General features: G+C 67.0%; 20 protein-coding genes and 1 tRNA gene. 6 read left to right on the top strand and 15 right to left on the bottom strand.

Annotation, left to right across the window (positions count from 1 at the left end; translation table 11 throughout):
- Window position 1 precedes the first annotated feature (1 nt).
- The 4 genes from iniR to RMCB_RS17515 all read left to right on the top strand — a co-directional run bounded on the left by iniR (window position 2) and on the right by RMCB_RS17515 (window position 8,481).
- Complete coding sequence (gene iniR, locus RMCB_RS17530; RefSeq protein ID WP_062829780.1) at window positions 2-2,503, top strand: isoniazid response ATPase/transcriptional regulator IniR; 2,502 nt, start codon at window positions 2-4, stop codon at window positions 2,501-2,503.
- Between the two features lie 292 nt (window positions 2,504-2,795).
- Window positions 2,796-5,798 carry a heterodisulfide reductase-related iron-sulfur binding cluster gene (locus RMCB_RS17525; protein WP_062829779.1) on the top strand — a complete coding sequence of 1,001 codons (3,003 nt, stop codon included), beginning with the start codon at window positions 2,796-2,798 and terminating at the stop codon, window positions 5,796-5,798.
- Between the two features lie 122 nt (window positions 5,799-5,920).
- On the top strand, window positions 5,921-7,195 hold the full coding sequence (locus RMCB_RS17520; RefSeq protein WP_062829815.1) for a pyridoxal phosphate-dependent aminotransferase: 1,275 nt from the start codon (window positions 5,921-5,923) through the stop codon (window positions 7,193-7,195).
- Between the two features lie 50 nt (window positions 7,196-7,245).
- The gene (locus tag RMCB_RS17515; protein ID WP_109784333.1) at window positions 7,246-8,481 is read left to right on the top strand and encodes a YibE/F family protein; all 1,236 of its coding nucleotides are present in this window, start codon (window positions 7,246-7,248) and stop codon (window positions 8,479-8,481) included.
- Here the strand turns inward: RMCB_RS17515 and RMCB_RS17510 are convergent.
- The 12 genes from RMCB_RS17510 to dcd form a co-directional block, all read right to left on the bottom strand.
- Window positions 8,478-9,158 carry a hypothetical protein gene (locus tag RMCB_RS17510; RefSeq protein WP_062829777.1) on the bottom strand — a complete coding sequence of 227 codons (681 nt, stop codon included), beginning with the start codon at window positions 9,156-9,158 and terminating at the stop codon, window positions 8,478-8,480. The genes RMCB_RS17515 and RMCB_RS17510 overlap by 4 nt on opposite strands.
- Window positions 9,155-10,912 (bottom strand): VWA domain-containing protein, encoded by a 1,758-nt coding sequence (locus tag RMCB_RS36600; protein ID WP_084388525.1) that lies wholly within the window; start codon window positions 10,910-10,912, stop codon window positions 9,155-9,157. The genes RMCB_RS17510 and RMCB_RS36600 overlap by 4 nt, the downstream gene beginning before the upstream one ends.
- A complete protein-coding gene (locus RMCB_RS17500; protein WP_276064644.1) occupies window positions 10,903-11,379 on the bottom strand; it encodes a hypothetical protein in 477 nt (158 codons plus the stop codon). Before RMCB_RS17500 ends, RMCB_RS36600 begins: the two co-directional genes overlap by 10 nt.
- Complete coding sequence (locus RMCB_RS17495) at window positions 11,363-12,229, bottom strand: DUF58 domain-containing protein (protein ID WP_062829776.1); 867 nt, start codon at window positions 12,227-12,229, stop codon at window positions 11,363-11,365. The genes RMCB_RS17500 and RMCB_RS17495 overlap by 17 nt, the downstream gene beginning before the upstream one ends.
- Before the next feature lie 7 nt (window positions 12,230-12,236).
- Window positions 12,237-13,247 carry an AAA family ATPase gene (locus RMCB_RS17490; RefSeq protein WP_062829775.1) on the bottom strand — a complete coding sequence of 337 codons (1,011 nt, stop codon included), beginning with the start codon at window positions 13,245-13,247 and terminating at the stop codon, window positions 12,237-12,239.
- Between the two features lie 37 nt (window positions 13,248-13,284).
- Entirely contained in the window at window positions 13,285-13,650 is a 366-nt protein-coding gene (locus RMCB_RS17485) for a nuclear transport factor 2 family protein (RefSeq protein WP_029366866.1), read from the bottom strand.
- An 18-nt stretch (window positions 13,651-13,668) separates the two neighbouring features.
- The gene (locus RMCB_RS17480; protein WP_062829774.1) at window positions 13,669-14,421 is read right to left on the bottom strand and encodes a maleylpyruvate isomerase family mycothiol-dependent enzyme; all 753 of its coding nucleotides are present in this window, start codon (window positions 14,419-14,421) and stop codon (window positions 13,669-13,671) included.
- Between the two features lies 1 nt (window position 14,422).
- The gene (locus tag RMCB_RS17475; RefSeq protein ID WP_062829773.1) at window positions 14,423-15,739 is read right to left on the bottom strand and encodes a cytochrome P450; all 1,317 of its coding nucleotides are present in this window, start codon (window positions 15,737-15,739) and stop codon (window positions 14,423-14,425) included.
- Between the two features lie 38 nt (window positions 15,740-15,777).
- Window positions 15,778-17,109: a UDP-glucose dehydrogenase family protein gene (locus tag RMCB_RS17470; protein WP_062829772.1), complete on the bottom strand. Its 1,332-nt coding sequence runs from the start codon at window positions 17,107-17,109 to the stop codon at window positions 15,778-15,780.
- A gap of 84 nt (window positions 17,110-17,193) precedes the next feature.
- Window positions 17,194-18,840, bottom strand: coding sequence for a DUF7159 family protein (locus RMCB_RS17465; RefSeq protein ID WP_109784325.1), 1,647 nt, complete (start codon window positions 18,838-18,840; stop codon window positions 17,194-17,196).
- A gap of 334 nt (window positions 18,841-19,174) precedes the next feature.
- On the bottom strand, window positions 19,175-20,485 hold the full coding sequence (locus tag RMCB_RS17460) for an ammonium transporter (protein ID WP_062829770.1): 1,311 nt from the start codon (window positions 20,483-20,485) through the stop codon (window positions 19,175-19,177).
- A gap of 291 nt (window positions 20,486-20,776) precedes the next feature.
- Entirely contained in the window at window positions 20,777-21,346 is a 570-nt protein-coding gene (dcd, locus tag RMCB_RS17455) for a dCTP deaminase (protein WP_062829769.1), read from the bottom strand.
- 49 nt (window positions 21,347-21,395) lie between these two features.
- Between dcd and RMCB_RS17450 the strand changes: the two genes are divergently transcribed.
- Both RMCB_RS17450 and RMCB_RS17445 read left to right on the top strand, forming a co-directional pair.
- Window positions 21,396-21,469: transfer RNA gene (locus RMCB_RS17450), tRNA-Gly, on the top strand.
- Window positions 21,470-21,668: 199 nt separating this feature from the next.
- A complete protein-coding gene (locus RMCB_RS17445; RefSeq protein ID WP_131805548.1) occupies window positions 21,669-23,030 on the top strand; it encodes a hypothetical protein in 1,362 nt (453 codons plus the stop codon).
- 134 nt (window positions 23,031-23,164) lie between these two features.
- Here the strand turns inward: RMCB_RS17445 and RMCB_RS17440 are convergent, their stop codons facing one another.
- Genes RMCB_RS17440 through RMCB_RS17430 form a run of 3 tightly spaced genes read right to left on the bottom strand, consistent with a single transcriptional unit; the run spans window position 23,165 to window position 25,761 of the window.
- A complete protein-coding gene (locus tag RMCB_RS17440) occupies window positions 23,165-24,586 on the bottom strand; it encodes a tyrosine-type recombinase/integrase (RefSeq protein ID WP_062829767.1) in 1,422 nt (473 codons plus the stop codon).
- Between the two features lie 3 nt (window positions 24,587-24,589).
- The gene (locus RMCB_RS17435; RefSeq protein WP_109784324.1) at window positions 24,590-25,081 is read right to left on the bottom strand and encodes a recombinase family protein; all 492 of its coding nucleotides are present in this window, start codon (window positions 25,079-25,081) and stop codon (window positions 24,590-24,592) included.
- Window positions 25,078-25,761, bottom strand: coding sequence for a recombinase family protein (locus RMCB_RS17430; protein WP_062829765.1), 684 nt, complete (start codon window positions 25,759-25,761; stop codon window positions 25,078-25,080). Before RMCB_RS17430 ends, RMCB_RS17435 begins: the two co-directional genes overlap by 4 nt.
- Between the last annotated feature and the right edge of the window lie 49 nt (window positions 25,762-25,810).

Raw genomic sequence — 25,810 nt, 5'->3', positions numbered from 1 at the left:
CATGTCGCACCCGGCGCCGGATACCGGCATGGACCTGCCGCCGGCCGCCCGCCGCGTCGTCGCAGCCGTGCTCGCCGCGCCGACCGTGCCGACAAAACTGCTGGTGACCGGTGGCATCGGGACAGGCAAGACCTCGGTGCTCGCCGCTGTGCGCGGGGCGCTGCGCGATGCCGGCCGGGTGGTGTTGACCCGCCCGCCCCGCGCCGACGATGCCGCAGACTCGGCGTACGTCGTGGACGATGCGCACCTGCTCGGCGACGACGAACTCGTCGCATTCGTCGAGCACATCACCGATCCCGCCGCGACCGTCGTGGTCGCGACCGCGCCCCTGGCGCACCGGCCTGCGCTGCGGGCTCTGGTTACCGCACTGCAGCGGGAAAGCCCGGACGTCATCCTCGGCCCGCTGCCCGCAGCCGAGGTCAACCAGATCATCACCACCGCGCTGGGTGCGCCCGCGTCGTCGGAGACCGTCCGCTCGGTCTTGGTCGCGACCGCGGGCCTGCCGTTCCTGGTGACCGCGGCCGCGCAGGCATCGGCACCACCCGAGCAGTCCGCACGTTTCGCCTTGATCGACCGACTGCGCCGCATCGACGAACGCACCCGCGACACCCTTCTGATCACGTCGCTGAGTCAGGGCCTGGGTCCCGACGACGTGGCCGCGGCGTTGCACTGCAGTGGCGCCGATGCCGTCGACCTCGTCGACCGGGCCCGGGCCTGCGGGCTCGTCGAACCGTCCTACGACCGCCGGTTCGTGCGGCTGGTGCACGAGTGCCTCGCGCAGATCGCGGGGGCCGCACGTCATCACGAGATCGAGACGTCGCTGCTGAATTCGCAGTTGGAAATGTCGACGCTGTCCGCGGAGCTCGCCGTACAGCTGGCCGAGCACGGGCTGCGCGACGACCGGTTGGCCGATGCACTGATCGGGCGCGCGGTCGAGATGCACGGTCGCCCGACGCGCGCGGCGGCGCTGTACCGGGCCGCCGCCAAGGCCGGATCCATCTCGGGTAGTGCGCGGCTGGCCGATGCGCTGGCCCTCACGGGTGACTGCGCGACGGCTGGACGGATGGCCGATGAGCTGCTGGAATCCGACGATGCGGGCCAGCGGGCCGCGGCGGTCCGCGTCGCCGCCAGCGTCGCCGCCCATGACGGGAACGCCGTGGCAGCAGCCGATCTGTTCCGGTGGCTTGGCCCGTATCCGGACGCTTCGGTGAGTGCGGCGGGCGTAGTCGTGAGTGTCGCGGCGGGCGACCTGTCGACAGCACGCGAAGCTCTGACAGCCGAGCTCACGGGGCCGCCGACGGCCGCCGCCCGCGCGGCCCGCAGCCTGGCCGAGGGCGTGCTCTCGTCGCTGGATCAGCCGTTCGCCGCCGCCGTCGCCCGGCTCGGGCAGGCCCTCACGAGCGAGCAGCACGGCGGTGCCGTCGCCCCTGACACACCGTCGGCGCTGGTCACGCTGGTCGCACTGCATGGCGGCGATCCCGTGCGGGCGCGCAGCGTGATCGGGCGGGCGGTGCGGGCCGAGGGTGCCGACGAGGTGCCGTTCACCGTGCACCGGCACCGGCTGCTGCAGGGTTGGGTGCGCATGCAGGACGGCCAGCTCGGCGCGGCCACCGCCGATGCGGCCGCGGCAGACCACGGCCTGCACCGGCGAGACGCACTGTGGGCGGCCGCGCTGCGCACGGCCATCGCGCGCCGCACCGGAGACAGCGGCGCCGTGCAGCAGCACTGGTATGCGGCCATGGAGGTGCTCGCCGAGTACTCGATCGACCTGTTTTCCCTGCTCCCGCTGGGTGAGCTGTGGGTGGCAGGGGCGCGGATGCGTCAGGTCGACCGGATGCAGCACGCGCTGTCGCAGGCGTTCGAGCTGCTGGATTCGTTGGGCAAGCCGGTGCTGTGGTCGGTGCCCTTGCACTGGGCCGGCGTGCACGCCGGAATTCTGGCCAACTCCCCCGCCGCGGTCGCCCCGCACGGGCAAGCACTCACCGCGGCCGCCGGGCAGAGCGCGTTCGCGCGAGCCCTGGCGCATGCGGGACGTACCTGGCTGCGGGTGCTGGCCAATCAGGTCGACACCGATGAGGTCACAGTGGCGGCGCGAGCGTTGGCGCAATACGGACTGACCTGGGACGGCACGCGGCTCGCCAGTCAGGCAGCGCTGCAGACCCCCGATGCCCGGGCCTCGCAGGCCATGCTGCAGCTGGCCCGCGACCTCAAGCAGAGCAGCGCGGTCGACGAGTCACCGCTGCCCGATGTGGCGGCCGTCGCGAAGACTCCGGCGCCTGCGGCCCAGTCCGGCTCGAGCTCCGCGGCCCGGTTGTCCGACCGCGAGCGGGAGGTGGCCGAGTTGCTCTTGCTGGGTATGCCGTACCGCGATATCGGCAGCCAGTTGTTCATCTCAGCGAAGACGGTCGAGCATCACGTGGCCCGGATCCGGCGGCGGCTGGGCGCCGAATCTCGCTCGGAAATGCTGTCGATGTTGCGGGCGATGTTGGCCGTCCAGGGCTGAAACCGCGGCCCGATCAGCGTCCGAAAAACGAAGAATCCGGTCGTGTGACCCGGGCGTGTCGCGGCCCGGTTTCGGTCCGGCGACGCCGCGCGAGGTGGCTAGTTACTGACCAGTAACAAATAGCACTCGATGGGGCCAAAACCGGGTTAGGACAACCTTAGTGGCGCCGGATCTGTGGTTGATGTCACTATAAGCAGGCACTGAGCTTAAGTTACCGATCAGTAACATGGAGATTGTTACCGACGAGTAACCACAAACAGGGAGGCCCCCGTTGGAAAACAGCCTGGAGCATATGCTCACGACAGGCCGGTTGATCGTTGCATTGTTGGCAACAGCGATCGTCTTGGTTTTCGCGGCCAAGCGCATCACGTGGCTGACCAAACTGATCAGCTCGGGGCAGAAGCTCGGTGACGAACGCGGCCGCAAAGACGATCTGGTCCGTCGCTTCCTGAACCAGAACAAAGAAGTCTTCGCTCAGTCGAAGCTCCTCAAGTGGTCCATCCCCGGCCTCGCCCACTTCTTCACGATGTGGGGCTTCTTCGTCCTGGCCACGGTGTACCTCGAGGCCTACGGCGTGCTGTTCAACCCCGAGTTCCACATCCCGCTCGTCGGCCGCTGGCCCGTGCTGGGCTTCCTGCAGGACTTCTTCGCCGTCGCCGTGCTGGCCGGCATCGTCGTCTTCGCGATCATCCGCATCCGCAAGAACCCTGAGCAGCTCGGCCGCGAATCACGCTTCTACGGCTCGCACAACGGCGGCGCCTGGACGATTCTGATCATGATCTTCCTGGTCATCCTGACCTACGCGATCTTCCGCGGCGCCGCGGTGAACGTGCTGAACTACGAGGGTCGCGCTGCTTTCCCGTACCAGTCCGGCGCGTTCTTCTCCGACGCCATGGCCGCCCTGCTGGCCCCGCTGGGACACACCGCCAACCTGTGGCTGGAGAGCCTGGCACTGCTGGCCCACATCGGCGTCATGCTGGCCTTCCTGCTGATCGTGCTGCACTCCAAGCACCTGCACATCGGTCTGGCCCCCATCAACGTCACGTTCAAGCGCCTGCCCAACGGCCTCGGCCCGCTGCTGCCGATGGAGTACAAGGGCGAGAAGATCGACTTCGACGATCCCGCCGAGGACGCGGTGTTCGGCAAGGGCCGCATCGAGGACTTCACCTGGAAGGCCAACCTCGACATGGCGACCTGCACCGAGTGTGGCCGCTGCCAGTCGCAGTGCCCGGCCTGGAATACCGGCAAGCCGCTGTCACCCAAGCTCGTCATGATGAACCTGCGCGACCACCTGTTCGCCAAGGCTCCGTACATCATCGAAGGCAGGCCGATGCCCGAGGAAGGCTCGGTCGACTTCGCCAAGGCCGAGCGCGAGCACCACGGACATGCCGTGCCCGAGGACGGCTTCGCCCGCATCGAGGGCTCCGGCCCCGATCAGGCGCTGCGCCCGCTGGTCGGCACCCTCGAGCAGGGTGGCGTCATCGACCCCGACGTGCTGTGGTCCTGCACCAACTGCGGTGCCTGCGTCGAGCAGTGCCCGGTGGACATCGAGCACATCGACCACATCGTCGACATGCGCCGCTACCAGGTCATGGTCGAGTCGGAGTTCCCCGGTGAGCTCGGCGTGCTGTTCAAGAACCTGGAGACCAAGGGCAACCCCTGGGGCCAGAACGCCAAGGACCGCACCAACTGGATCGACGAGGTCGACTTCGACGTTCCGGTCTACGGCCAGGACGTCGAGAGCTTCGACGGCTTCGAGTACCTGTTCTGGGTCGGATGTGCCGGCGCCTACGAGGACCGCGCCAAGAAGACCACCAAGGCCGTCGCCGAGCTGCTGGCCGCTTCCGGCGTGAAGTTCCTGGTCCTGGGAACCGGTGAGACCTGTACCGGTGACTCCGCGCGCCGCTCCGGCAACGAGTTCCTGTTCCAGCAGCTGGCCGCGCAGAACGTCGAGACCATCAACGAGCTGTTCGAGGGTGTCGAGACGGTCGACCGCAAGATCGTGGTGACCTGCCCGCACTGCTTCAACACGATCGGTCGCGAATACCCGCAGCTGGGCGCCAACTACACCGTCGTGCACCACACGCAGCTGCTGAACCGCCTGGTCCGGGACAAGAAGCTGGTGCCGGTCAAGTCCACCGGCGGCCCCGAGGTCACCTACCACGACCCGTGCTTCCTGGGTCGCCACAACAAGGTCTACGAGGCTCCGCGTGAGCTGGTCGAGGCCTCGGGCGTGACGCTCAAGGAAATGCCCCGCCACGCTGATCGCGGCCTGTGCTGTGGTGCCGGTGGCGCGCGGATGTGGATGGAAGAGCACATCGGCAAACGCGTCAACGTCGAGCGCACCGAAGAGGCGATGGACACCGCCTCGACCATCGCGACCGGCTGCCCGTTCTGCCGCGTGATGATCACCGACGGTGTCGACGACGTGGCCGCCGCCCGCAACGTCGAGAAGGCCGAAGTGCTCGACGTGGCTCAGCTGCTGCTGAACTCGCTGGACAAGAGCGCCATCACACTGCCGGAGAAGGGCGCGGCAGCCAAGGCGTCCGAAGCCCGTGCAGCCGTTCGCGCCGAGGCCGAGGCCAAGGCCGAAGCTGCTGCAGCTGCCGCGGCTCCGGCGGCGGCCGAACCCGAGGAGCAGACCGCTGCACCGGCGGCGTCGACGGCGACCGACACGGCTGCCAAGCCGGTGACCGGTCTCGGGATGGCCGGCGGTGCGAAGCGTCCGGGAGCCAAGAAGACGGCTGCCGCCCCGGCAGCGTCCGCGGCACCGGCAGCCGAAGCACCCGCGGCACCTGCCGCACCGCCGGTCAAGGGCCTGGGCATCGCCGGCGGCGCCAAGCGCCCGGGAGCCAAGAAGACCGCTGCCGCTCCGGCAGCGTCCGCGGCACCCGCGGCGGAAGCACCCGCGGCACCCGCCGCACCGGTCAAGGGCCTGGGTCTGGCCGCAGGCGCCAAGCGCCCGGGGGCCAAGAAGACGGCTGCCGCTCCGGCCGCGCAAGCCGCTCCGGCTGAGGCTGCTCCGGCAGCCGCAGCCCCGGCTGAGGCTGCTCCGGCCAAGCCGGAACCGCCAGTCGTGGGTCTCGGCATCGCCGCGGGCGCGCGTCGTCCCGGCGCCAAGAAGGCCGCGGCGAAGAACAACGCCGCGCCTGCTGCTCCGGCAGCCGCCCCGGCGGAGCCTGCCGCACCGGCGGAGCCGGCCAAGCCCGAGCCCGCGGCGGAGCCTGCCAAGCCCGAGCCCCCGGTGGTGGGCCTGGGCATCAAGCCGGGCGCCCGGCGCCCCGGCAAGCGCTAGATCAGTACCGAGCAGTGGCCAGTTATGACACAGGTTCGCCATGAACTGGGTGTCATGACTGGCCACTGGCGTATCTGTGGCGTACACCGCAAATTGCAAAACAAGTGGACGACGGTGAGACCATGGTGGACGTGACTACCCATCAGCTGCCGTGGCAGGGTACCGGGCACCACCCGAAGCCGCGTGTGTTCGCCCAATCGACGAAGCTGCAGGACGTCCTGTACGAGATTCGTGGGCCGGTACACGAGCACGCCTCCCGGCTGGAAGCTGAAGGCCATCGCATCCTCAAGCTGAACATCGGCAACCCGGCGCCGTTCGGCTTCGAGGCCCCCGACGTGATCATGCGCGACATCATCCAGGCGCTGCCGTACGCGCAGGGCTACTCCGATTCCAAGGGCATTCTCAGCGCCCGCCGCGCGGTGTTCACGCGCTACGAGCTGGTCGAGGGATTTCCCCGGTTCGACGTCGACGACGTCTTTCTGGGCAACGGTGTCTCCGAGCTGATCACCATGACTCTGCAGGCCCTGCTCGACAACGGCGACCAGGTTCTGATCCCCACGCCGGACTATCCGCTGTGGACCGCATCCACCTCGTTGGCCGGCGGCACACCGGTGCACTACCTGTGCGACGAGACCCAGGGCTGGAATCCCGACGTCGCCGACCTTGAGTCCAAGATCACCGACCGCACCAAGGCGATCGTCGTGATCAACCCGAACAACCCGACGGGCGCGGTGTATAGCCGCGAAACCCTCACGCAGATCGCGGATTTGGCGCGCAAGCATCAGCTGATGCTGCTGGCCGACGAGATCTACGACAAGATCCTTTACGACGACGCCAAACACATCTCGATAGCTTCGGTGGCGCCGGATGTGCTGACGCTGACGTTCAACGGGCTGTCGAAGGCGTACCGGGTCGCCGGCTACCGGTCCGGTTGGCTGGTGATCACCGGCCCCAAGGAGCACGCGAGCAGCTTCATCGAAGGCATCAGCCTGCTGGCCAACATGCGGTTGTGCCCGAATGTGCCTGCGCAGCACGCCATTCAGGTGGCACTGGGCGGCCATCAGAGCATCGACGATCTGGTGTTGCCAGGCGGCCGGTTGCTGGAGCAGCGCGACACCGCGTGGTCCAAGCTCAACGAAATTCCCGGAGTGTCCTGTGTGAAGCCGTCCGGAGCGCTGTACGCGTTCCCGCGGCTCGACCCCGAGGTCCACGACATCCAGGACGACGAACAACTGGTGCTCGACCTGCTCATGCAGGAGAAGATCCTGCTCACCCAGGGCACCGGATTCAATTGGCCCACACCGGATCACCTGCGCATCGTGACGCTGCCGTGGTCGCGGGATCTGGCCGCGGCCATCGAACGTCTCGGCAACTTCCTGGCCAGCTACCGGCAGTAGGGCCCAATCCGGCGCAGTAACCGGACAGCTCGGCGCTCTACCCTGTGCGGGTGGCACATTCCCACTCGCACTCGCACTCCCTCAGCGGCGGTCCTGCCCCACTCGGTCCGCTGGCCGCCAAAATCGTCGTCGGTCTGCTGATCGCCATCGGTATCGCGGTACTGGCCGGGTTGGCCCTGCTGTGGCCGAGTCAGCAGAAGGTGGCCATTCCCTTGCCCTTCCAGAACGCGGCGGGCGGCGCGGTGACCACCGAGGCCGGGCACGTGCTCTCCAGTCGCATGGCCGACTGCGGCAGCCCGTCGACCGGCGGGGTGCTCACCGCCAACCCGACCCCGGCCCCACCGGGCGGCGGCCAGTGTGTGCAGAATCTCGTCGCGATCGATTCGGGCCCCAACAAGGGCGCCAACACCCTGCTGGAGTTCACCAACGGGCCAGGACAACCGCATCTTGCGGCCGGGGACAACGTCCGGCTGAGCCGGCAGGTCGACGACGCGGGAACCACGACGTATGCGTTCTTCGACTTCGAACGCACCTGGCCGCTGGTGGCGCTGGCCGCGGTATTCGCGGTGGTCATCGTCGCGGTGGCGCGCTGGCGCGGGCTGCGCGCGCTGATCGGCATCGCCGTGGCGTTCGTGGTGCTGGTGGTGTTCCTGCTGCCCGCCCTGCGCGACGGCGCCGCGGCCGTCCCGGTGTCGCTTGTGGCGTCTGCGGCCATCTTGTACGCGGTCATCTACCTGGCCCACGGGGTGAGCCTGCGGACCAGCGCGGCGCTGCTGGGAACCCTGGCGGCCCTGCTGCTCGCCGCGTTGTTGTCGTGGGGCGCAATCGAAATGGCGCACTTGACGGGCCTGTCGGAAGATCAGAACAACGAGGTCGCGGCGTACCTGGGCAACGTATCGATCACGGGTCTGCTGCTGGCCGGGTTCATCATCGGTTCGCTCGGTGTGCTCAACGACGTGACGGTGACGCAGGCCTCGACGGTGTTCGAGCTGGCCGAGCATGGCGGCACCCGACGCTCCGTCTTCCTGGGAGCCATGCGGGTGGGCCGCGACCACATCGCCAGCACGGTGTACACCCTGGTGCTGGCCTACGCAGGTAGCGCGTTGCCGCTGCTGCTGTTGTTCAGCGTGGCCAACCGGTCCCTGGGCGACGTGCTGACCGGTGAGAGCGTGGCCATCGAGATCACCCGCTCCGCGGTGGGCGGTATCGCCCTGGCCCTCTCGGTGCCGTTGACGACGGGCATCGCGGCCGTGCTGGCCACACCGGAGCAGCACTCGCACCGTTAGCGCTGCGCGTCGCGCAGGATCTGCTGCAGCCGGTCGAACGGGTCGCCTGCCCCCGGGTCCAGTCGCAGCGTGGCGTCGGGGCTTTCCGGTGCCGGGCCCGACGCCGGTGGTGGCACTCCGGGCGGTGGGACAACGGACACCGGTGGGGGTGGCGGCACCGCGGCCCGCGCCGCCGCGATCTTGCCGTCGAGACGTTCCGCGCCCTGCTCGCGCACCACTCGCCGCGGCTCGTCGGCATCGCGGTTGCCCGCGAAGCAACCCCGTGGGGCCTGCGCGACCAGTTCGCGTGCGCTCAGATAGTGGTCGAGCGCGCCGCGGCCGTCCAAGGCTGCCATCGCCCGGTCGCCCATGGTCTCGCGGACCAGGACGAGATTGACTCGGGCAGAGCATGATTCACCGTCGGCAGCCAGCGCCGCAGAGAACTCGCGCTCGGCGTCGTCGAGTCGGTTCTGCAGGACCGCGAGGGTGCCCGCCGCGAACGGCGCCTTCGCCGGTTCCGCCACATTGAGCATCGACAGCGTGGCGACGTCGCGGTGTAGTGCGCCGGTGTCGTGGGATGCGAAGTGCGACGCCGCCATATTGCCTGCGATGACCACCGAAAGGCATTTGACGACAACGAGAATCACGACGGCCACGACCGGGGCCGAGTACACCAGTAGCCGCCGCCGGGTGGTCATGGCGACTCCGGCGGGGTGACCAGCCGGGTGCGGCCGAACTGCCGCAACACGAGATACAGCTCGACGAGGAGGAGACCCGCCGCACCCATCGCCAGGATCCAGTACGTCTCGAAACGGGTCGCGTCGGTGGCGGTGGGCGTGGCCTCATGGGCCGGCTTCTCGGCCCAGCCGGTGAGTGGTTCGTCGCCGCGTGCGAGCAGCGGCACTCCCAGCCGCGCGGCAACGCCCTGCAAAGCTGCCTCGCCCGCCGTGTCGTAGGCCACCACCGCACCGCCGTCGATCGCTCCGGCCGGCGGGTCGAATGCGCGGGCCGGCTCTTGTGATTCGGGCGCTCCGGCCCCGAGATAGAAGACCAGATTCTGTGCCCGTGGGTACTGCTGCACGGCACCGAACAGCTGGTAGCGCAGCACTGTCGAGGCGGCGCCGACGTCGGCTTGAGCGGCTTGGGCGGGCGTCGCCGCGTAGGGTGTCATGGCGTCGACAATCGGTCGCAAGCTCCAGTTATCCTGCGACAACGGCCAATTCAGCGCAGCCCGGGAGCCGAAGGAGATGACGGCGAACCGGGCGTTCGGGTAGCGGTCCATCAAGGTGGCGATGTCGTCGCGCGCGGCCGCCAGCCGGGTCCGCCCGTGTCGATCGGAGATGCGCATGTCTGCCGACCGGTCGACCAGCACGAAGATGCTCGGGTCGTGAGCACCTGCGACCGCGGGCGGCGGGGTGGTCCCGCCGAACACGGGGCGAGCCACGGCGATCGCCAAAAGCACTGCCGCACCGGCCATCAGACCGAACCGCCACCGGGCGATGCCGCGACGGCGGACCACGACGAGGGCGATGAGGACGACGACCGCGCACAGCGCCACGATGGCCGGGACCTCCGGGGACTCCGGAGACCGCGCAGCGCCGAGTCCCGGCGGGGCCGCAGGCGGGTGTTTGCGGATCTGGTCGAGGTGGGCCGTCACATCGGAGTCTCCCGAAAACGCTTGCCCGCCCGTGGTGTGGGCCAGTTCGGTCATCGGCCCGGCAGTGGCCCCGGTGGTGAGGACGTTGACCTGCACCCCGGCCTTGTGCGCCAAGTCGGCCACGCGGTCGGCGGTGAACAACGCCGCGGGACCACCGGATGAGGCCTGGGGACCGACGTAGATCAGCGACCGCCGTTGGTCGGCTGTGCGGTCAAAAGGCGGCAAGCCCGTCACGCACATCGCCAGCACGTCTTCGACGCTCGACGTGTAGTCGGCGTAGGACACCGGCGCCACCAACGACGGACTGCCCTGCGGCTGCGCGTAGTCGGCGAATCGCGCTGCGGCGTACTGGTAATCGCGAGTCAGCGGGACGATGCGCCGGTTCGCCGACGTCAGCCCGATGCGTTGGGTGCCGAACGTGGTGACCCGGTCGGCGAAATACTTCAGTGTCGTGGTGACCGCCGGACTGTTCTGCGGGCCGCCGACACACACCATGATGTCCTCGGGCGCCGAACTCTGGGCATTCCTGGCCCACGACGGCAGACCCGTCGGACGCGCCGCGACCAAAACGGACGCCACGAATGCGATCAACAGCAATACGGTCACCGCCACGGTGGTCAGGGTGCGTCGCCGCGCTGCCCGCCGGTATTCCGGCAACCGGGTGAGCCGCTGGGTATTGGCCAACGGCCGCAGCTGTTGCCGCGACACCTGCCGGGGTCGCAGCACGGCGAGTCCCACGCACCCGGCGAGTGCGAGGCATCCGGCCATCGCCACCACCCACCAGGTCAGGTCCATTCGCGGATCAGCTCCTCGGTTGCCTCGCTGAGCACCCCCACGTCGACCACGGACCGATGATTGAACTGAACATCGTTGAGTTCGAACAAGATCGGAGCCGCAGGTGCGAGCTTCCCGACGGTCATGGATTCGACCTGCATGTACTCGGCGGCCATCCCCGTCGCGGCATGCAGGAAGGAGCGCAGCTCACCGCTCACCGCCGCGCCGGCCCGCGCGGGCTCCAGTTCGCCTGCCCGATAGCGGTTTCCGATGGACCGAACGGCGCGGACGGCCCGGCGCCGGATCAACTCGTCGCGTGCGGCACCCAGCACCGGGAGATCCCGAAGACGGCGTCGCGAGGTCAGAGCGAAAACCGCGGTGTACCAAGCGAGCAGGCCGAGCACCAGGACCACGGCGGTCCACAACCACGCCGCCGAGTACGGTGACGGCCCTATCAAGTGCGAGAGCAGGTCATCGGGCACGCGCATACACCCCGGTGATCGTGGTGAGGGCCGCCAGGATGCGGGCGCTTCCGGTGATCCGCGCGTGCGGTATCCGGTGCGACGTCAGGGACTCGGACAGCTGGTCGCGCCGGTGCTCTTCGGCCCGTCGGTACGCCTCGATGACGTCGGCGTCCAAATCGGCCAAAATGGGCCGGCCGTCGGCGATCTCGTAGCTCTGCCGGTGCTGGGTGTCGGGGTGGACGGCGGGCATGTCGGCGACCATCGCCCACAGCACATCGTGACGCGCGGTCAGCGACTGCAGCACCTCGTCGAGCCGGTCGCTGATTTCCGGTTCGTCGCTGACCACCACGATCAGAAGCCGATGCCGGTAGTGTCGTGCCACCCAGCTCAATTGGACGACGATGTCGCTGGGCGCAGGGTCCGCGGTGGCGTGCTGCTGGTACCGGTGCAGCATGCTCTCGATGTGTGTCTCCCCGCGCCGCAACCGGACGTCGACGCTGCCGCGGCGGTCGCCGAGCACCATGCCGATTTCGTCGGACCGCGGCAGGGTCATCAGACCGACAGCACCGATGACATGAAGGGCCACATCGCTTTTGAATTCCCCTGAGGGAGCCAGCGCACGGGTGTTGCGCCCGGCGTCGGTGACCACCAGGATCTTGTGGTGTTTCTCGGAGACGAACCGCTTGACCAGGGTGTGCCCGGAGCGTGCGGTCGCGGTCCAGTCGATGTCGCGGACGTCGTCCCCCGGGACGTACGGTCGCAACTCGTCGAATTCCATACTGCGCGTGTGGATCAGCGCGTAGTGGCCGCCTTCGAGCAGACCGCCGGCGTCGCGGCCGACGTATGCCTTCGCAGAGTCGAGGTACTTGCCCATGGCGGCCTCACGGCACCCGTACCGCGCGCAGCACCGCGTCGACCACCACATCGGGAGTGACGCGGGCACTGGCGGCCTCGAAACCAAGGATCAGCCGATGCCGCAGCACGCGGTGCGCGAGGCGGGCGACGTCGTCGGGCACCACGTGGTCACGGCCCCGCAGCACCGCCATGGCACGTGCGGTCCGGCAGAACGCCAGTGTGGCGCGAGGGCTGGCCCCGTACTCGACGAGGCGCGCCAGGTTGGCAGGCAGGTGCCTGCCCGGTTCCCGGGTGACGTTGACCAACCGGCTGGCGTATTCGACCAGGCCGCGATCCATGTACACCGAGGCGACGATGCGTTGTGCCCGTCGGATGTCGTCGACCGTGACGACGGCGTGTGACGGGTGGTCACGGGCGTAGAGACCGGCGTCCATGCGCGCCACGATCTCGATCTCGTCCTCGACCGTCGGGTAACCGACGATGTCCTTGAGCATGAACCGGTCGGTCTGAGCCTCCGACAGCGGATACGTGCCCTCCTGGTCGATGGGGTTCTGGGTGGCGATCACCAGAAACGGCTCGGGCAGCCGGTATTCGATGCCGCCGATGGTGGTCTGGCGTTCCTCCATCGCCTCCAGCATGGCGCTCTGTGTCTTTGCGCTCGACCGGTTGATCTCGTCGAGCAGCACGATGTTGGCGTGCACCGGGCCGAGCCGGATGCTGAACGCCGCGTCCGGCGCGGCTCCCGCGTCGTAGATCTGGGTGCCGATGATGTCGCTCGGCAACAGATCAGGGGTGCATTGGATGCGGTGGAAGGTGCCGTCGATGGACTCGGCGACGACGCGGGCCGCCGTGGTTTTCGCCAGCCCGGGAACGCTTTCGATGAGCAGGTGGCCACCGGCGAGCAGGCACACCAGCATCGATTTGCGCAGGTGATCCTGGCCGACGACACGTGTGGTGAACGCCGATGTCACCGCGTCGATCGTGCGCTGAGCTTCGGCGGCGTCACGCGGGTCAGCGTGCAATCGCGGTGCCGTCATGCCCGGAGAAGTACCCGGACATGCGTGTTCTCACGCCTTAGACAAGATCACTCTCGGTCAGGTCGGTCGCCGCGAGCGCCGCTGCCAGGTCGCGGTGATGGAACACCGAGGTGACGTGGTCGCGCACCACCCGGAACGCGGAGGCGGACGTTTCGGTCTCCCCGTCGGCGTCGGCGATGGTCTGCTCGACGACGACCACGCCGTCGTGCACGAACATCTGCCCGGCCGTCACGGTCTCCCCCAGCTCCTGGGCCCATTGCCGCAGGGCAGCGCGGCCTTGTGCGGCCCCTCGGGCGTCACCGAACTCGATGTCGTCGCTGCACAGCCGGTCCAGGGTGTCGAAATCCCGCGCGTTGAGCGCGTCGTGCCAGGCCAGAACCGTCGCGATCTCGGATGTGGTCATGAACGAAACGTACGCCACTCAGAACGGGGTGTGCTCGAGCCACTGGTCCCAGACGGCGGTGTCGCCGAATATCTCCAGCCCGAGGTCGGCCACCGTGCCTCGGCGGGTCAGCGCGAGCAGCAGGTTCGTGGCGCTACCCCGCACCGCGACACTGCCTTTGCCGTGGTCGTGCGACCACGAGAGCGCACCGTCCTCGTTGTAGGCGGTCCATTCCCCCGTCGGGCCCAGTCCCTCATCGGTGGCGTGCAGGTGCAGTGTCTGGCCCGGGTGCAGCGGCGTCTGGTGCGCTTTCGTCGCCTCGACGCACGTCCGGTCGAGCCACTCGCTGATCGCGTCGGCGGCGAGATCGGGCGGAAGGTCGAAGGCGACCCCGAGCGCCAGCGCGGCGTCGGCGCGGTGAACGGCGACCTCGTGCAGGCGACGGCGGATCCACCAGCCCGCGGGTTTGGCCCCGAGAAACGTCCACACCCGCGCGTCGGTACCGACCTGGTCGACGGCTTTGAGGATCAGCTCTGCACCGTCGTTGAGCCAGGCGACCGCCTCGGCGGTGTCCTCGGGCGGGCGGCCGTCGCGGACCTCGCGGGGATCCAGCGAACTGGTTCTTCGGTCGGCGATTATCTGTGCTGCCCAACGGTTTCCGCGACCGACGTGGCGGAAGAGCTGTTTGAGCGTCCAGTCCGGGCAGGTTGGGATGTGCGTCTCGGGATCGCCGGTGGCAACCAATTCCCCGAAGGCGCGGGTCTGATCGAGCAGAGCGGCTCGGAAGTCCACATCACGAACTTACCGCTGCCCGCGCGGTGCCGAGCGCGATCGGCAGAGTCGACCAACCTCGCAGCACGCGGGTGTCGCGCCGGACGCCGCCACCTGCCAACCGGGCGTCGGGGAAGCGTTCGAAGAACGCGCGCAGTCCCACCTCGCCCTCGGCTCGGGCCAGCGCCGCACCCAGGCAGAAGTGGCGGCCACCGGAGAACGACAGGTGCCGTCCGGCGTTGTCGCGTTCGATGTCGAACCGGTGCGGGTCGGTGAACACCGCGGGGTCGCGGTTGGCGCCGGCCAGGTGGATGACGATGAGTTCGCCTGCGCCAACGGCGGTACCCGCGACGTCGGTGTCGCGCGCAGCCATGCGCGCGCTCATCTGCACCGGCGAATCGAGCCGCAGGATCTCTTCGACTGTGTTGGGCCACAATTCGGGCCGCGCGGCCAATGTCTCCAGATGCTCGGGGTGGTCCAGCAGTATCCGGATGCCGTTGCCCAGCAGGTTGACGGTGGTCTCGAATCCAGCCGCCAGCACCAGCCCGGCCAGGGCTTTCAGTTCGTGCTCGGTGAGGGGTTCGCCTGCCTGCCCGCCGTCGGACGCGGCGATGATCTGGCTCATCAGATCGTCGCCGGGATCGCTCCTCAGATGCCGCAGGTGGCCGGTGAGCCAGTGGTCGAAGCCCGCTATGCCCTCGTTGACCTGCTGGTACTGCGGCCACGACAGGCCGATGTCGAGGCTGGGTGCGGCGAGCTCACCGAAATGCAGGATGTTGGGGCGGTCGGGTTCGGGCACACCGAGGATGTCGCCGATGATCGCGACGGGCAGCTTGGCGCAGTAGCGCTCGACCACATCGGTGGGGCTGTCGGTGTTCCCGAGCCCGTCAAGGAGTTCGACTGCGGTTTCCTCGACACGTTCACGCAGCCGGGCCACTGCGCGGGTGGTGAACACCGAGGACACCAGCTTGCGCATGCGGGTGTGGTCGGGCGGTTCGATCGACAGCAGCGACGGCGGCTCGATCGGGTGCAGCAGGCCTGTGTCGGTCTTGTCGACGATCCACCGCAGCGGTTTCGGCAGATTCGCTCCGAGCTTGCTGACGCGGAAGTCCTCTGACCGCAGTAGTTCGTGCCCGACGGTGTGATCGAACGTCAACAACACTTTGCGGCAACGGATCACCGGGCCACGCACGCGCATCTCGTCGGCGAAGGCCGTTGGATCCGCGCGCACCTGTGGATCGGCGATCAGCCTGGCTTGAGGATCCCCCTCGCGCATGCCCATCGCGGAGAGACCACGGATGACGCCGTGCAGGGCAAACCAACGGACCCGTTCCCGCATGACCCGAGCCTACGGCCGGCGGGATTGTTGGACAAGTGTCAAACAGTGACGGCCGCGCGGCCCAGCGCATGCACCTGCCATCCGGCCTGCCGCCATCGCTGCACGTCGAGGCAATTGCGGCCATCGACAACCACTTTCGCGCGCACGGTACCCGCCAACGCGTCGGGATCCAGATCCAGGAACTCCTGCCATTCGGTCAGCACCAGCACCGCGTCGGCCCGGTCGCACGCCTCGATGACCGATGTCGAGTAGTTCAGCGTGGGAAAGACCCGCTGCGAGTTCTCCATCGCCTTGGGGTCATAGACGTTCACCGTCGCCCCGTTGAGCTGCAGCATGCCCGCCACGTTCAGCGCGGGTGAATCGCGCACGTCGTCGGATTCGGGCTTGAACGCCGCACCCAGCACCGCGACGTTGGCGCCCAGCAGCGATCCCCCGCACGCCCGGGTGGCCAGCTCGACCATGGCGGTGCGACGCCGCATGTTGATGCTGTCGACTTCACGCAGGAACGTCAGCGCGTGGTTGGCCCCGAGCTCACCGGCGCGGGCCATGAACGCCCGAATGTCCTTGGGCAGGCAGCCCCCGCCGAATCCGAGGCCCGCGTTGAGGAACCGGCGCCCGATACGCGGGTCGTAGCCGAGCGCATCGGCGAGCAGCGTGACATCGGCTCCCGCGGCCTCACACACCTCGGAGATCGCGTTGATGAACGAGATCTTGGTGGCCAGGAAGGCATTCGCCGAAACCTTGACCAGCTCGGCCGTCTGCAGATCGGTGACCAGGAACGGCACACCGTCGGCCAGCAGCGGTGCGTACAGCTCTCGCACCGCAGGCTCACTGCGCACCGAATTTGGTTGCACCCCAACAACAATGCGGTCCGGATGCAGGGTGTCGTGCACGGCGAAGCCCTCGCGCAGAAATTCGGGGTTCCAGGCCACTTCGACGTCGACGCCTTCGGGAGCGAGGTCGCGGGCCCGCTTGGACAGCTCGGCTGCGGTGCCCACCGGAACGGTCGACTTACCGACGATCACCGCCGGGCGGCGCAACCGCGGCACCAGGCTGTCGATCACGGCGTGCACGTGGCGCAGGTCGGCGCCGTATTCGCCTTTCTTCTGCGGTGTGCCGACGCCGAGGAAGTGCACGTCGGCGAAGTCGGCGGCTTCCTCGTAGTCGGTGGTGAACCGCAACCGCCCGGCGGACAGGTTGTCGTTCAACACCTTCCGCAGCCCGGGCTCGTAGAACGGGATGTCACCGGAGGCCAGCTTGGCCACCTTGCCCGGGTCGATGTCGACCCCGATGACCTCGTGGCCGAGCTCGGCCATACCGGCCGCGTGCGTGGCGCCGAGGTAACCGGTTCCGAATACGGTGCATCGCATACTGCCTGAATAGGCCGTGCGAATGAGCGAGCCGCTACGTCACCCTGAGCGGCAAGCCAACGTCAGGTAACGGTTGGTGGTGGCCTAGTGTCCGCCGCCGAACGGCCACGGCCAGATGGAGCTACCACCGTTGCCACCGCGGCTGCCGCCGTCATTGCCGTGACCACCGGAACCGCCGGGGTTCCAGCCGTTGTCGCCACCGCGTCCGCCGGAGCTGGAGCCGGGATTCCACCCGCCCGAGCCTCCGCCGGAATTGGAACCGGGGCCCCAGTCTCCGGGGCCGTTGCCGGAATTGCCCGGGTACGGGTAATCCGGGTTCTGCCGCGACGGCGGCTGCCACGGGTAGTCGGGCTCGTCGGCGGGCTGACGCTGCCACGGCGGCTGCCACGGCGAGCGCCGTGGCGGGTCGATCACCGGGGGACGCAGCAGCGGCGGCAGCACCACTACCGGCGGGATGTAGCCCGGCGGGTTGTAGACCGGCGCGGGAGCAGGCAGCACCGGCACGGGCGCCGCGGGAGGCGGAGGCGCCGGAGCCTCGGGAGCCGGGGCGGGCGCTGCCGGCGGCGGGGCCTGCGGAACGGCCGCGGGCTGTTGATCGACGACGACCGTGCGCGGCTGCGGAGCCTCCTGCACCACCGGGATCGGGGCCTTGATGGTCTCGGGCGGCGGCGCGGGTGGCGGCGCCTGTGGTGCGGGCTGCGCCTCGGGGACCGGAGCAGGGGCCGGTGCCGCGGGCTTGACCGGGGCGGCCGGTATCACCGCGCCCTGGGCGGGAGCCGGGCGTTGGTCGACCGTCGGCCGGATGCTGACCGCCAGCGATATGACCAGCGCGACAACACCGATGACGAAAATGGAGGTCAGCGCACTGCCGACCAGCAGGAACGGCTTGCGCCCCTCGTCGACCGGGAGATCGTCGGCATTGGACTCGAAGGCGTCCAGCTCGGCGCCGACGGGCGCCATCTCAGTGGGCAACGCGGCCAAGCCGGCGTAGGCACTGCCTGCGGTGGTGCCGTCCGGGTCCTGGGAGTACGCCAGCCCGACCGTGGAGGCTTCGAACGCCGGCGCATTCGCCGCCGCCAGGGCAGCTCCGCGGGCCAGTGCGAGTTCGGGCTCGTCGGGCGCGCTGACCGGAAGCGACACCAGGTTCTCCAGATGCGCCTTGACCGAGCTGACATCGACGCCGGAGCCGACCACGAACATCGCCTGCGGCGCCGCATCCTGCGCGTCGACGGCGGCGGCCATCTCGCTGAGCACCGCCATCGCATCACTGCTGTGCAGGCTGCGCCCTAGCACCTTGACCACCGAGCCGTCGTCGGTCTTCACCACCGACAGCGTCGCCGCATCGCGGTCGATGAACAGCAGCGCAGTGGTGTCATAGCCGACGGCATGACCGACCGCCTGCGCCAGCGCCGCAGCGGCGTGCCCTTCCGACACCAGCATCACGTCGTCGATGCCGTGCGCGGTCAGGGCGTCACGCAATGCGGACGCGTCGGAATGGTCGGTCCACGTGACACCGGTCGCCTTCAATTGGTGCCCGCCCGCCGCGGCGCTCTCTTGGGTTCCGAGCACTGCCGCGACCACCTGATCCGCCGCGCTCATGGTTGCCGAGCCGTCGCCGCCATTGACGTCGAAGACATCGTGATCGACGGTGACGCCGTCGGCTTTCTCCCCCTCGACCAGCACCATGCGGACCGTCGTAGGTGTCATCGACACACCTAATACGATGTCCACCAAGCCCTCCAAAGTGTTTGCTGCACTACGTGAGTCGCCATTGCGCACACATCCCGCACGAGCCGACAACTAGAACTTTCATCGCCGCAAACAGCTCGATCGTTACACCCGAACGCATTAGCTGAAGGCTCTTGTTCTGGTCGGACCGCGACGACACGGTGCCCGCCGACGCCGGTTAGTTAGACCCTACTCGGTATTTCGGCCGACGGCTCCAACCAGTTCACCCGGATGCCCTCCCCATTTTGGCGAGCGTGCGTGTCTGTTGCCCCAACACGCCGCGTTTCAGCAGCAGTCTGCGCACGCTCGTCGGCTGAGGGCGTCCTGGCGCCAGAGTTCAGCTGGATTGCTCATCGTCGGCAGACTCCGGCCGCAATCCCAACGGAAGACCGAACGGCCCGGGCCGACGCGGCGGCAGGTGCCCGTGCACCCCCTCGGCGTACGCGGTCTCGGCGTGCTGGGTGAAGTCGACGCCGGTGGTTTCGTCCTCGGGACTGAGCCGGAAACCCATGAACCGATCGATGAGCTTGGCCAACCCATAGGACATCGCGAACGCATAAGCGGCGACGACGACCGCCGCCAGCAGCTGCTTGCCCAGCTGGGCCAGGCCGCCGCCGTACAACAAGCCCTGTGGGCCCTGGGTCATCACCTCGGTGGCCAGGAAACCGATCAGCAGCACGCCGACCACGCCGCCGACGAAGTGCACACCCACCACGTCGAGCGAGTCGTCATATCCGAAGCGGAACTTCAGCCCGATCGCGAAGGAGCACACCACACCCGCAGCCACCCCCACGACGACAGCGCCGAGGGTATTCACCGTGCCGCACGACGGCGTGATCGCCACCAGGCCCGCCACCACACCCGAGGCCGCGCCGAACGTCGTCGGCTTACCGTCCCGGATCTGCTCGACCGTGAGCCAGCCCAACATGCCCATACACCCTGCGACCAGCGTGTTGAGGAAGATCGCGGCGGCCGTGCCATTGGCCGCCAGCGCCGACCCGGCATTGAAGCCGAACCAGCCGAACCACAGCAGCCCCACGCCCAGCAGCACGAACGGCAGGTTGTGCGGACGCATGGCCTCCTTCTTGAAGCCGATGCGCGGGCCCAGCACGATCGCCAGGGCCAGCGCCGACGCGCCGGAGACGATCTCGACCACGAGGCCGCCGGCGTAGTCGAGCACGCCCAGCTTCGCCAGCCAGCCGCTCGGAGCCCACACCCAGTGCGCGACGACCGCGTACACCACGATCGCCCAGACCGGCACGAACACCATCCACGCGGCAAACCGCGCCCGGTCCGCGATAGCCCCGCTGACCAGCGCCGCGGTGATGATCGCGAAGGTCAGCTGGAACGTGGCGAACAGCAGTTCGGGGACCGCGCCGTGAGCTGTACCGGGGTTGATGCCCGCCATCCCGATGTGCTCGAGGTTTCCGATGAAGCCACCGCCGCCGGAGAACGCCAGCGTGTACCCCACCACCAGCCACGCCACCGTGACCAGCGGGATCGAGATGAAGCTCATCATGATCATGTTGAGCACGCCGGTGGTGCGGACCATCCCGCCGTAAAAGATCGCCAGGCCTGGCGTCATCAGCAGGACTAATGCGGTGCTGGCCAACAGCCACGCGGTCGCAGCGGGGTCGATCTGAGACAACTCGAACTCCTTTGGTCCCGACGAGAATGTCGGCCCCGCGTTTCAGCCACGCGGCAAAGGTGTTTCCGGCATGTTTCGTGTTGCCTCCGGGTTACTGAAAGCTCACGGGGTGTCTTGGGTCGGGTTGGCACCGCGAGCGCGCGTGTTTGTTGCCCGACACGCCGTGTTTGACCAGCACTTTGTGCACGCTCGTGGCCCCGCGGGGGTGAGGTTGGGCGTCCGTGGCGTCGACCGGCCACTTATGCACGCATTTTGCGCGTCTGACGTACGTAACTGGCCACTCGACGGGAGCTAGGACTTGATGAAGTTCAGATGCGATCGCGACGGGGTCGGCCCACGCTGGCCCTGGTATTTCGAGCCGACCTTGGCACTGCCGTAGGGATGCTCGGCCGGGCTAGTGAGCCTCAGCAGACACAGCTGACCGATCTTCATGCCCGGCCACAGCGTGATCGGCAGGTTGGCGACGTTGGACAACTCCAGCGTGATGTGGCCAGAGAAGCCCGGGTCGATGAAGCCGGCCGTCGAATGCGTCAGCAGGCCGAGGCGACCCAGCGAGCTCTTACCCTCCAGACGGCCTGCCAGATCATCTGGCAGCGTGCACAGTTCCAGCGTCGAACCCAGCACGAACTCACCGGGGTGCAAGACGAACGGCTCACCCTCCTTGGGTTCGACCAAAGATGTCAGCTCGTCCTGCTGAAGCGCCGGGTCGATGTGCGTGTACCGGGTGTTGTTGAACACGCGGAACAGGCTGTCGAGCCGCACGTCGACGCTGGACGGCTGCACCAGCGTGTCGTCGAACGGCTCGATGGACAGGCGCTTCGCGGCGATCTCGGCTCGGATATCGCGATCAGAGAGCAGCACCCGACGAGCGTATAGGTAAGGCGCGGATGCTAATCTTCCTAGCCACACCGCCGATGTAGTTCAATGGCAGAACATCAGCTTCCCAAGCTGAATACGCGGGTTCGATTCCCGTCATCGGCTCCACGTTTACCTCGGGTTTCACGCCGAATCCTGGTTCGCCTCGTTACTCCGTACCCCGCCCGTACCCCCACCAACACAGTGCATCGCGCACCGGCGGGGATCATCAGCGTCCTACGGTGGCCGACGTTTGAAGATCTGCACGCCAGTACCACCAACAGCCGGTACGTTCCTCTCACAGTGTCAACGCAAACGAGGGAGCGCAGTGACCGCTGAAGCAATCGTCATGAACCGTTCGGCGGTCGCGCTAGCCGCCGATAGCGCCGTGACCATTGGGCGGGCTGACCGCCCAGGGCGGTCCAAAACCTACGAAGGTGCAAACAAGCTCTTCGAATTGATTAAAGGCTCCAACATCGGAGTGATGGTTTATAACTCGGCCGAAGTCAACAGCACTCCGTGGGAAACCATTATCAAGGCGTACCGCCAGGAGAATCCCGGATTCACTGCTTCTCATGTTCCCGACTATGCGGACCATTTTCTCGGATACATCGCCACGCACAACGATCTATTGCGACCTGACGACGAAATCGCTACTGCACTGCAACTTTCGGCGTCCCAGATTACCGCTTCAGTGATTTCACAGTTGGTTTATTGGCCACAACAACTGGTTAGAAACAATGGGACGATAATTCGAAAGCACATGAAGGAAGCCCTCAATGCGATAACGGATTACTGGGCCGAAGCGATCGACAATTCGACAGATCTAGACATCAGTGACACGGCGAAAGCTGCGATCTCCGCAGATTTCAAAGAATCCACATTGACGATCGTTGAAAAGCTGCTGGAGAGCAACTCCATTACATCGACAATTAACCAGCGCAAGCGTCTCCGTGACATTGCAATAAAAGCGCTCACCAAGGATGTCCACCGTAACTCCGGCAGCGGGTTGGTTGTCGCCGGATTCGGAACCAGGGACTACTTTCCCACGATGGTCTCGCTCGATATAACAGCGCGGTTTCGCGGCGAGCTACTAACCTCCAACGGAGTCCTAAAGTCAATAACGGCAGCGAAACCCGGCATCTGGGATACCTTCGCCCAGGACAGCCCCGCCAAGGGATGGGTTCACGGCATAACCGATGAGGTCCGTACTGCGGTCGTGACCGAGTGGATGGATTGGTCCGCTTCCGAAGTGCCCACGCAAGCCCGCGAAAAGCTCAAGGCTGCCGGATTCACCGGCGACGACATCGAAAAGGCCGCGAAGATTTTCGAAGAAATGGCGAATAACCAGATCGGACAATTTGGACAGTCGATGAACACTCTGGAGGAAGAAAACTTCCGAAAACCGATGCGGGCAAGTGTGGCGATGTTGCCAAAAGATGAATTGGGTCTTTTGGCCGAGAGTTTGGTGAACCTAACTTCCTTACGGCAGCGGATGAGTATCCATCAGCAGAATACAGTGGGCGGAGCAATAGACGTTGCGCTCATCTCAATCGGGGACGGCTTCGTTTGGCTAAATCGAAAACACTATTTCGACAACGCCCTCAATCCCACCTGGCATTTGACACATGGTGCTAGTATTAGAACATCAGACACAACCACAAAGGAACCCGAAAATGCCCAAGCGTGAAGACACCGAATTCGCCGAAGCTCGGCGACGTGCCTTTCTACGTCGTCACTTTTCGGTTGAGGTCAATTCCTACCTAGACGACCTAGAAGATGCACGCGAATGCGCCGAGCGTAAAACAGGAGAGATCCTGGAATCTACCCTCGCCGCTGCCACAGCTGGACGATATTCGAATCGCTGACAAGGCGACTCATCGCGCCGAGGGCGGCCATCGCGTCGGCGTGGTCGTCCTCGAACAAGTGTGCATAGACCGCCAGCGTGGTGGTGACTTTGGCGTGGCCCATGAATCGGGCGATCTCCAACGGCGTGATCCCAGCTGCCACACACAAAGACGCGTACGTGTGGCGGAGAGAGTGGAACTTCAGCTCCGGCGACAGCAGTGCGGCTCGGTCTCCGGTACCGGCTGCAATTCGGTTCGCCCGGAGCACCGCAGGCCGGTACACGGCTTTGTAGAACGTGGCGTGTCGAAGCGGCTCGTCCCACTTCAGCTCCAACCGCGTCTCGGCTTCCTCAACTGACAGGTCCGCCAGGGCGTCGGCTTGTCTCCGGGCGACGCGCTTTGCGGCCTGAGCGTCCGGCTCGCCGGTTGCGGTGGTGGCGCGCACGCCCGTAGGCCGCATCGCCTTCAGCACCATCCCCGGGAACATCGGAGCCGTCGGGTCAGACCGACGCGGGTGCTTCGCTAGGTAGTCCCGCAGCAGCATCGTGGTCTGCTCGGTGAGCGGTATCCGGCGGCGCGAGCCCTTCGTCTTAGGCGTGAGGTAGTGCATCTCCGAACCGATCACCCGCGCCGTCCGCTCCACACGCAGGACGCCGGGTTTTGTGGCGGCATTCGGCCGCACCGGATTCACCACTGGCAACTCCACATCTCCCAGCTGTAGCCCGCACAGTTCAGCCGCGCGCGGTCCCGCCCATGCCGCCACGTGCACGTACACGTTGTAGGGCCAGGGTGTAGCCCCGGCGAGGGCGGAAACCTGAGCGGCAGTGAGGAACTGGTCCGGGTCGTCAACCACTCCCGCCGTTCCACCGCTGGCCGAGTGCTCACCGGGCAGCTTTACGTAGTCGGCAGGGTTCACCGCCAGTCGTCCATCCACTACTGCCTGCGCCAGCACCATCCGCACCAGGAAGTACGCGTGCCGAACAGTGGAGGGCTTCTTGCCGGCCGACACCAGCCGCTGCACCCAGTCAGAGATGTAGGTGCGGGTGATCTTGTTGAGCGGGTATCCGCCGAACACTGCATCAATCCCAAGGGTCTTGCCGTCACCGCGTCGGGACGCAGCAGGCGCGAGGGCATAGCGGTGCCCTTCGAGCGTCGTGGGCTTGAGGTCGTGGCGGCTGGCGAGCCAGCCCTGGGCCACCTCCCGGAAGGTGGTGCCGCCTGTACTGGGGTCGAACTCCACCCCGCGCAGCTTTGCCTCGGCCTGGCGAGTGGCGTAGGCGTCGGCTGCCTTCTTGGTGCGGAACCCGCCCTTGCTGCGGTCCTTGCCGTCTGGGGTCCTCCACTTCACCACGTACACCGTCTGGCCGTCGGCACGGGTCCGCTTCTGGATACGCGCCATGGCTTACCACCACCTCAGCTGCTCGTCGGAGAAGTCCACCGGCTCGAGGTAAACCTCCGAGTGCCGCTGAGGCTCTGGCGGCGGTTCTTGCGCCGCTCGCTCCCTCTCAGCGATCAGACCGTTGATGTAGCTGTCCAGACTGGCCCACCGCCAGTCCAGCTCAGCGGCCTGGGTATGCCCGTGCACCGGCTGCACTCTGACGAATCGCTCAACCGGAAGCTCATTTCTCGCCAGTACCCCACGCACCGCCTGTCTGGTCCATTGAGACGTTGCCGCCAGGCTTGTCCTCGAGACGCCGTCAGCAGTCAGCCGGTCGGCAATCGCCTTGGTGCTCAACCCATCCCGCGTCATCTCCACAATCCGCTGTGCTACTGCTGGATCGACCCTTGCACTGCCACGCGTGCCACTGCTACGATCCCCATCTGCCGCAACAGATTTGACGTCACAGTCCAGGTCATGCATCGGCTGCAAGAAGTCACACTCAACGTCGCTCATGCTGACACTCCTTCGCGCGCTGAGGAATTGGTCTTGGCCTTCCGCTGGCGAGCGATCACGTCGCGCACGGTGTAGTGGCTCCACGCCTTCCCGCCACGCGGTGCCATATAACCTTCTGCCTCAAGGGCTTTGGCTATGGCCCTCGGACCCATGCCATTCCCCGCCATCACGCGGATACGACGCTCGGCCTTGGGGTCGATCTGCTTGGGTCTGCCGATGGGCCTGCCCGACCGGGTGCCCTGGGCGCGTGCGCGCTCCATGCCCTCTCTGGTGCGCTGGCTGATCTTGCGGCGCTCCTCCACCGCCACTGCCAGCCGGACGTCAGCAGTGAGCCCTGTGCTGGTGTCGGAGCTGTCAGCTCCGTCGCAGTCCAAGAGCCGCCAGCCGAAGTCCTCCGCACGTTTCTGGAGCTTGGCGGCGTCGAGCCTGTCACGACTCGCACGGTCCAAGGCTCGGACCAACAGCGCGTCGCCCAGGTCGCTCTCCAGCGCGTTGATCGCGACCTCGCGACCGTGGAGCCGAGCAGACTTACCGCCACTCATCACGTCCGACGTCACCGTCAGCAGCTGGTGACCTCGTGCAATACACCACTGCTCCAACGACTTACGTTGGGCGTCAAGACCAAATCCGTTCTGCCCCTGGTCTTTTGTGCTGACCCTGATGTACCCGATGACCCTCATCGCGTCTCCCTTCCGTAGAGGTGGCAACCGTGATTGGGGCCTTTCCCCG

This window comes from Mycolicibacterium brisbanense (assembly GCF_001570425.1).
GTDB classification, from domain to species: domain Bacteria; phylum Actinomycetota; class Actinomycetes; order Mycobacteriales; family Mycobacteriaceae; genus Mycobacterium; species Mycobacterium brisbanense.
The sequence above is the reverse complement of the archived record's forward strand: the minus strand, read 5'-3'. Positions and strand labels throughout refer to the sequence as shown.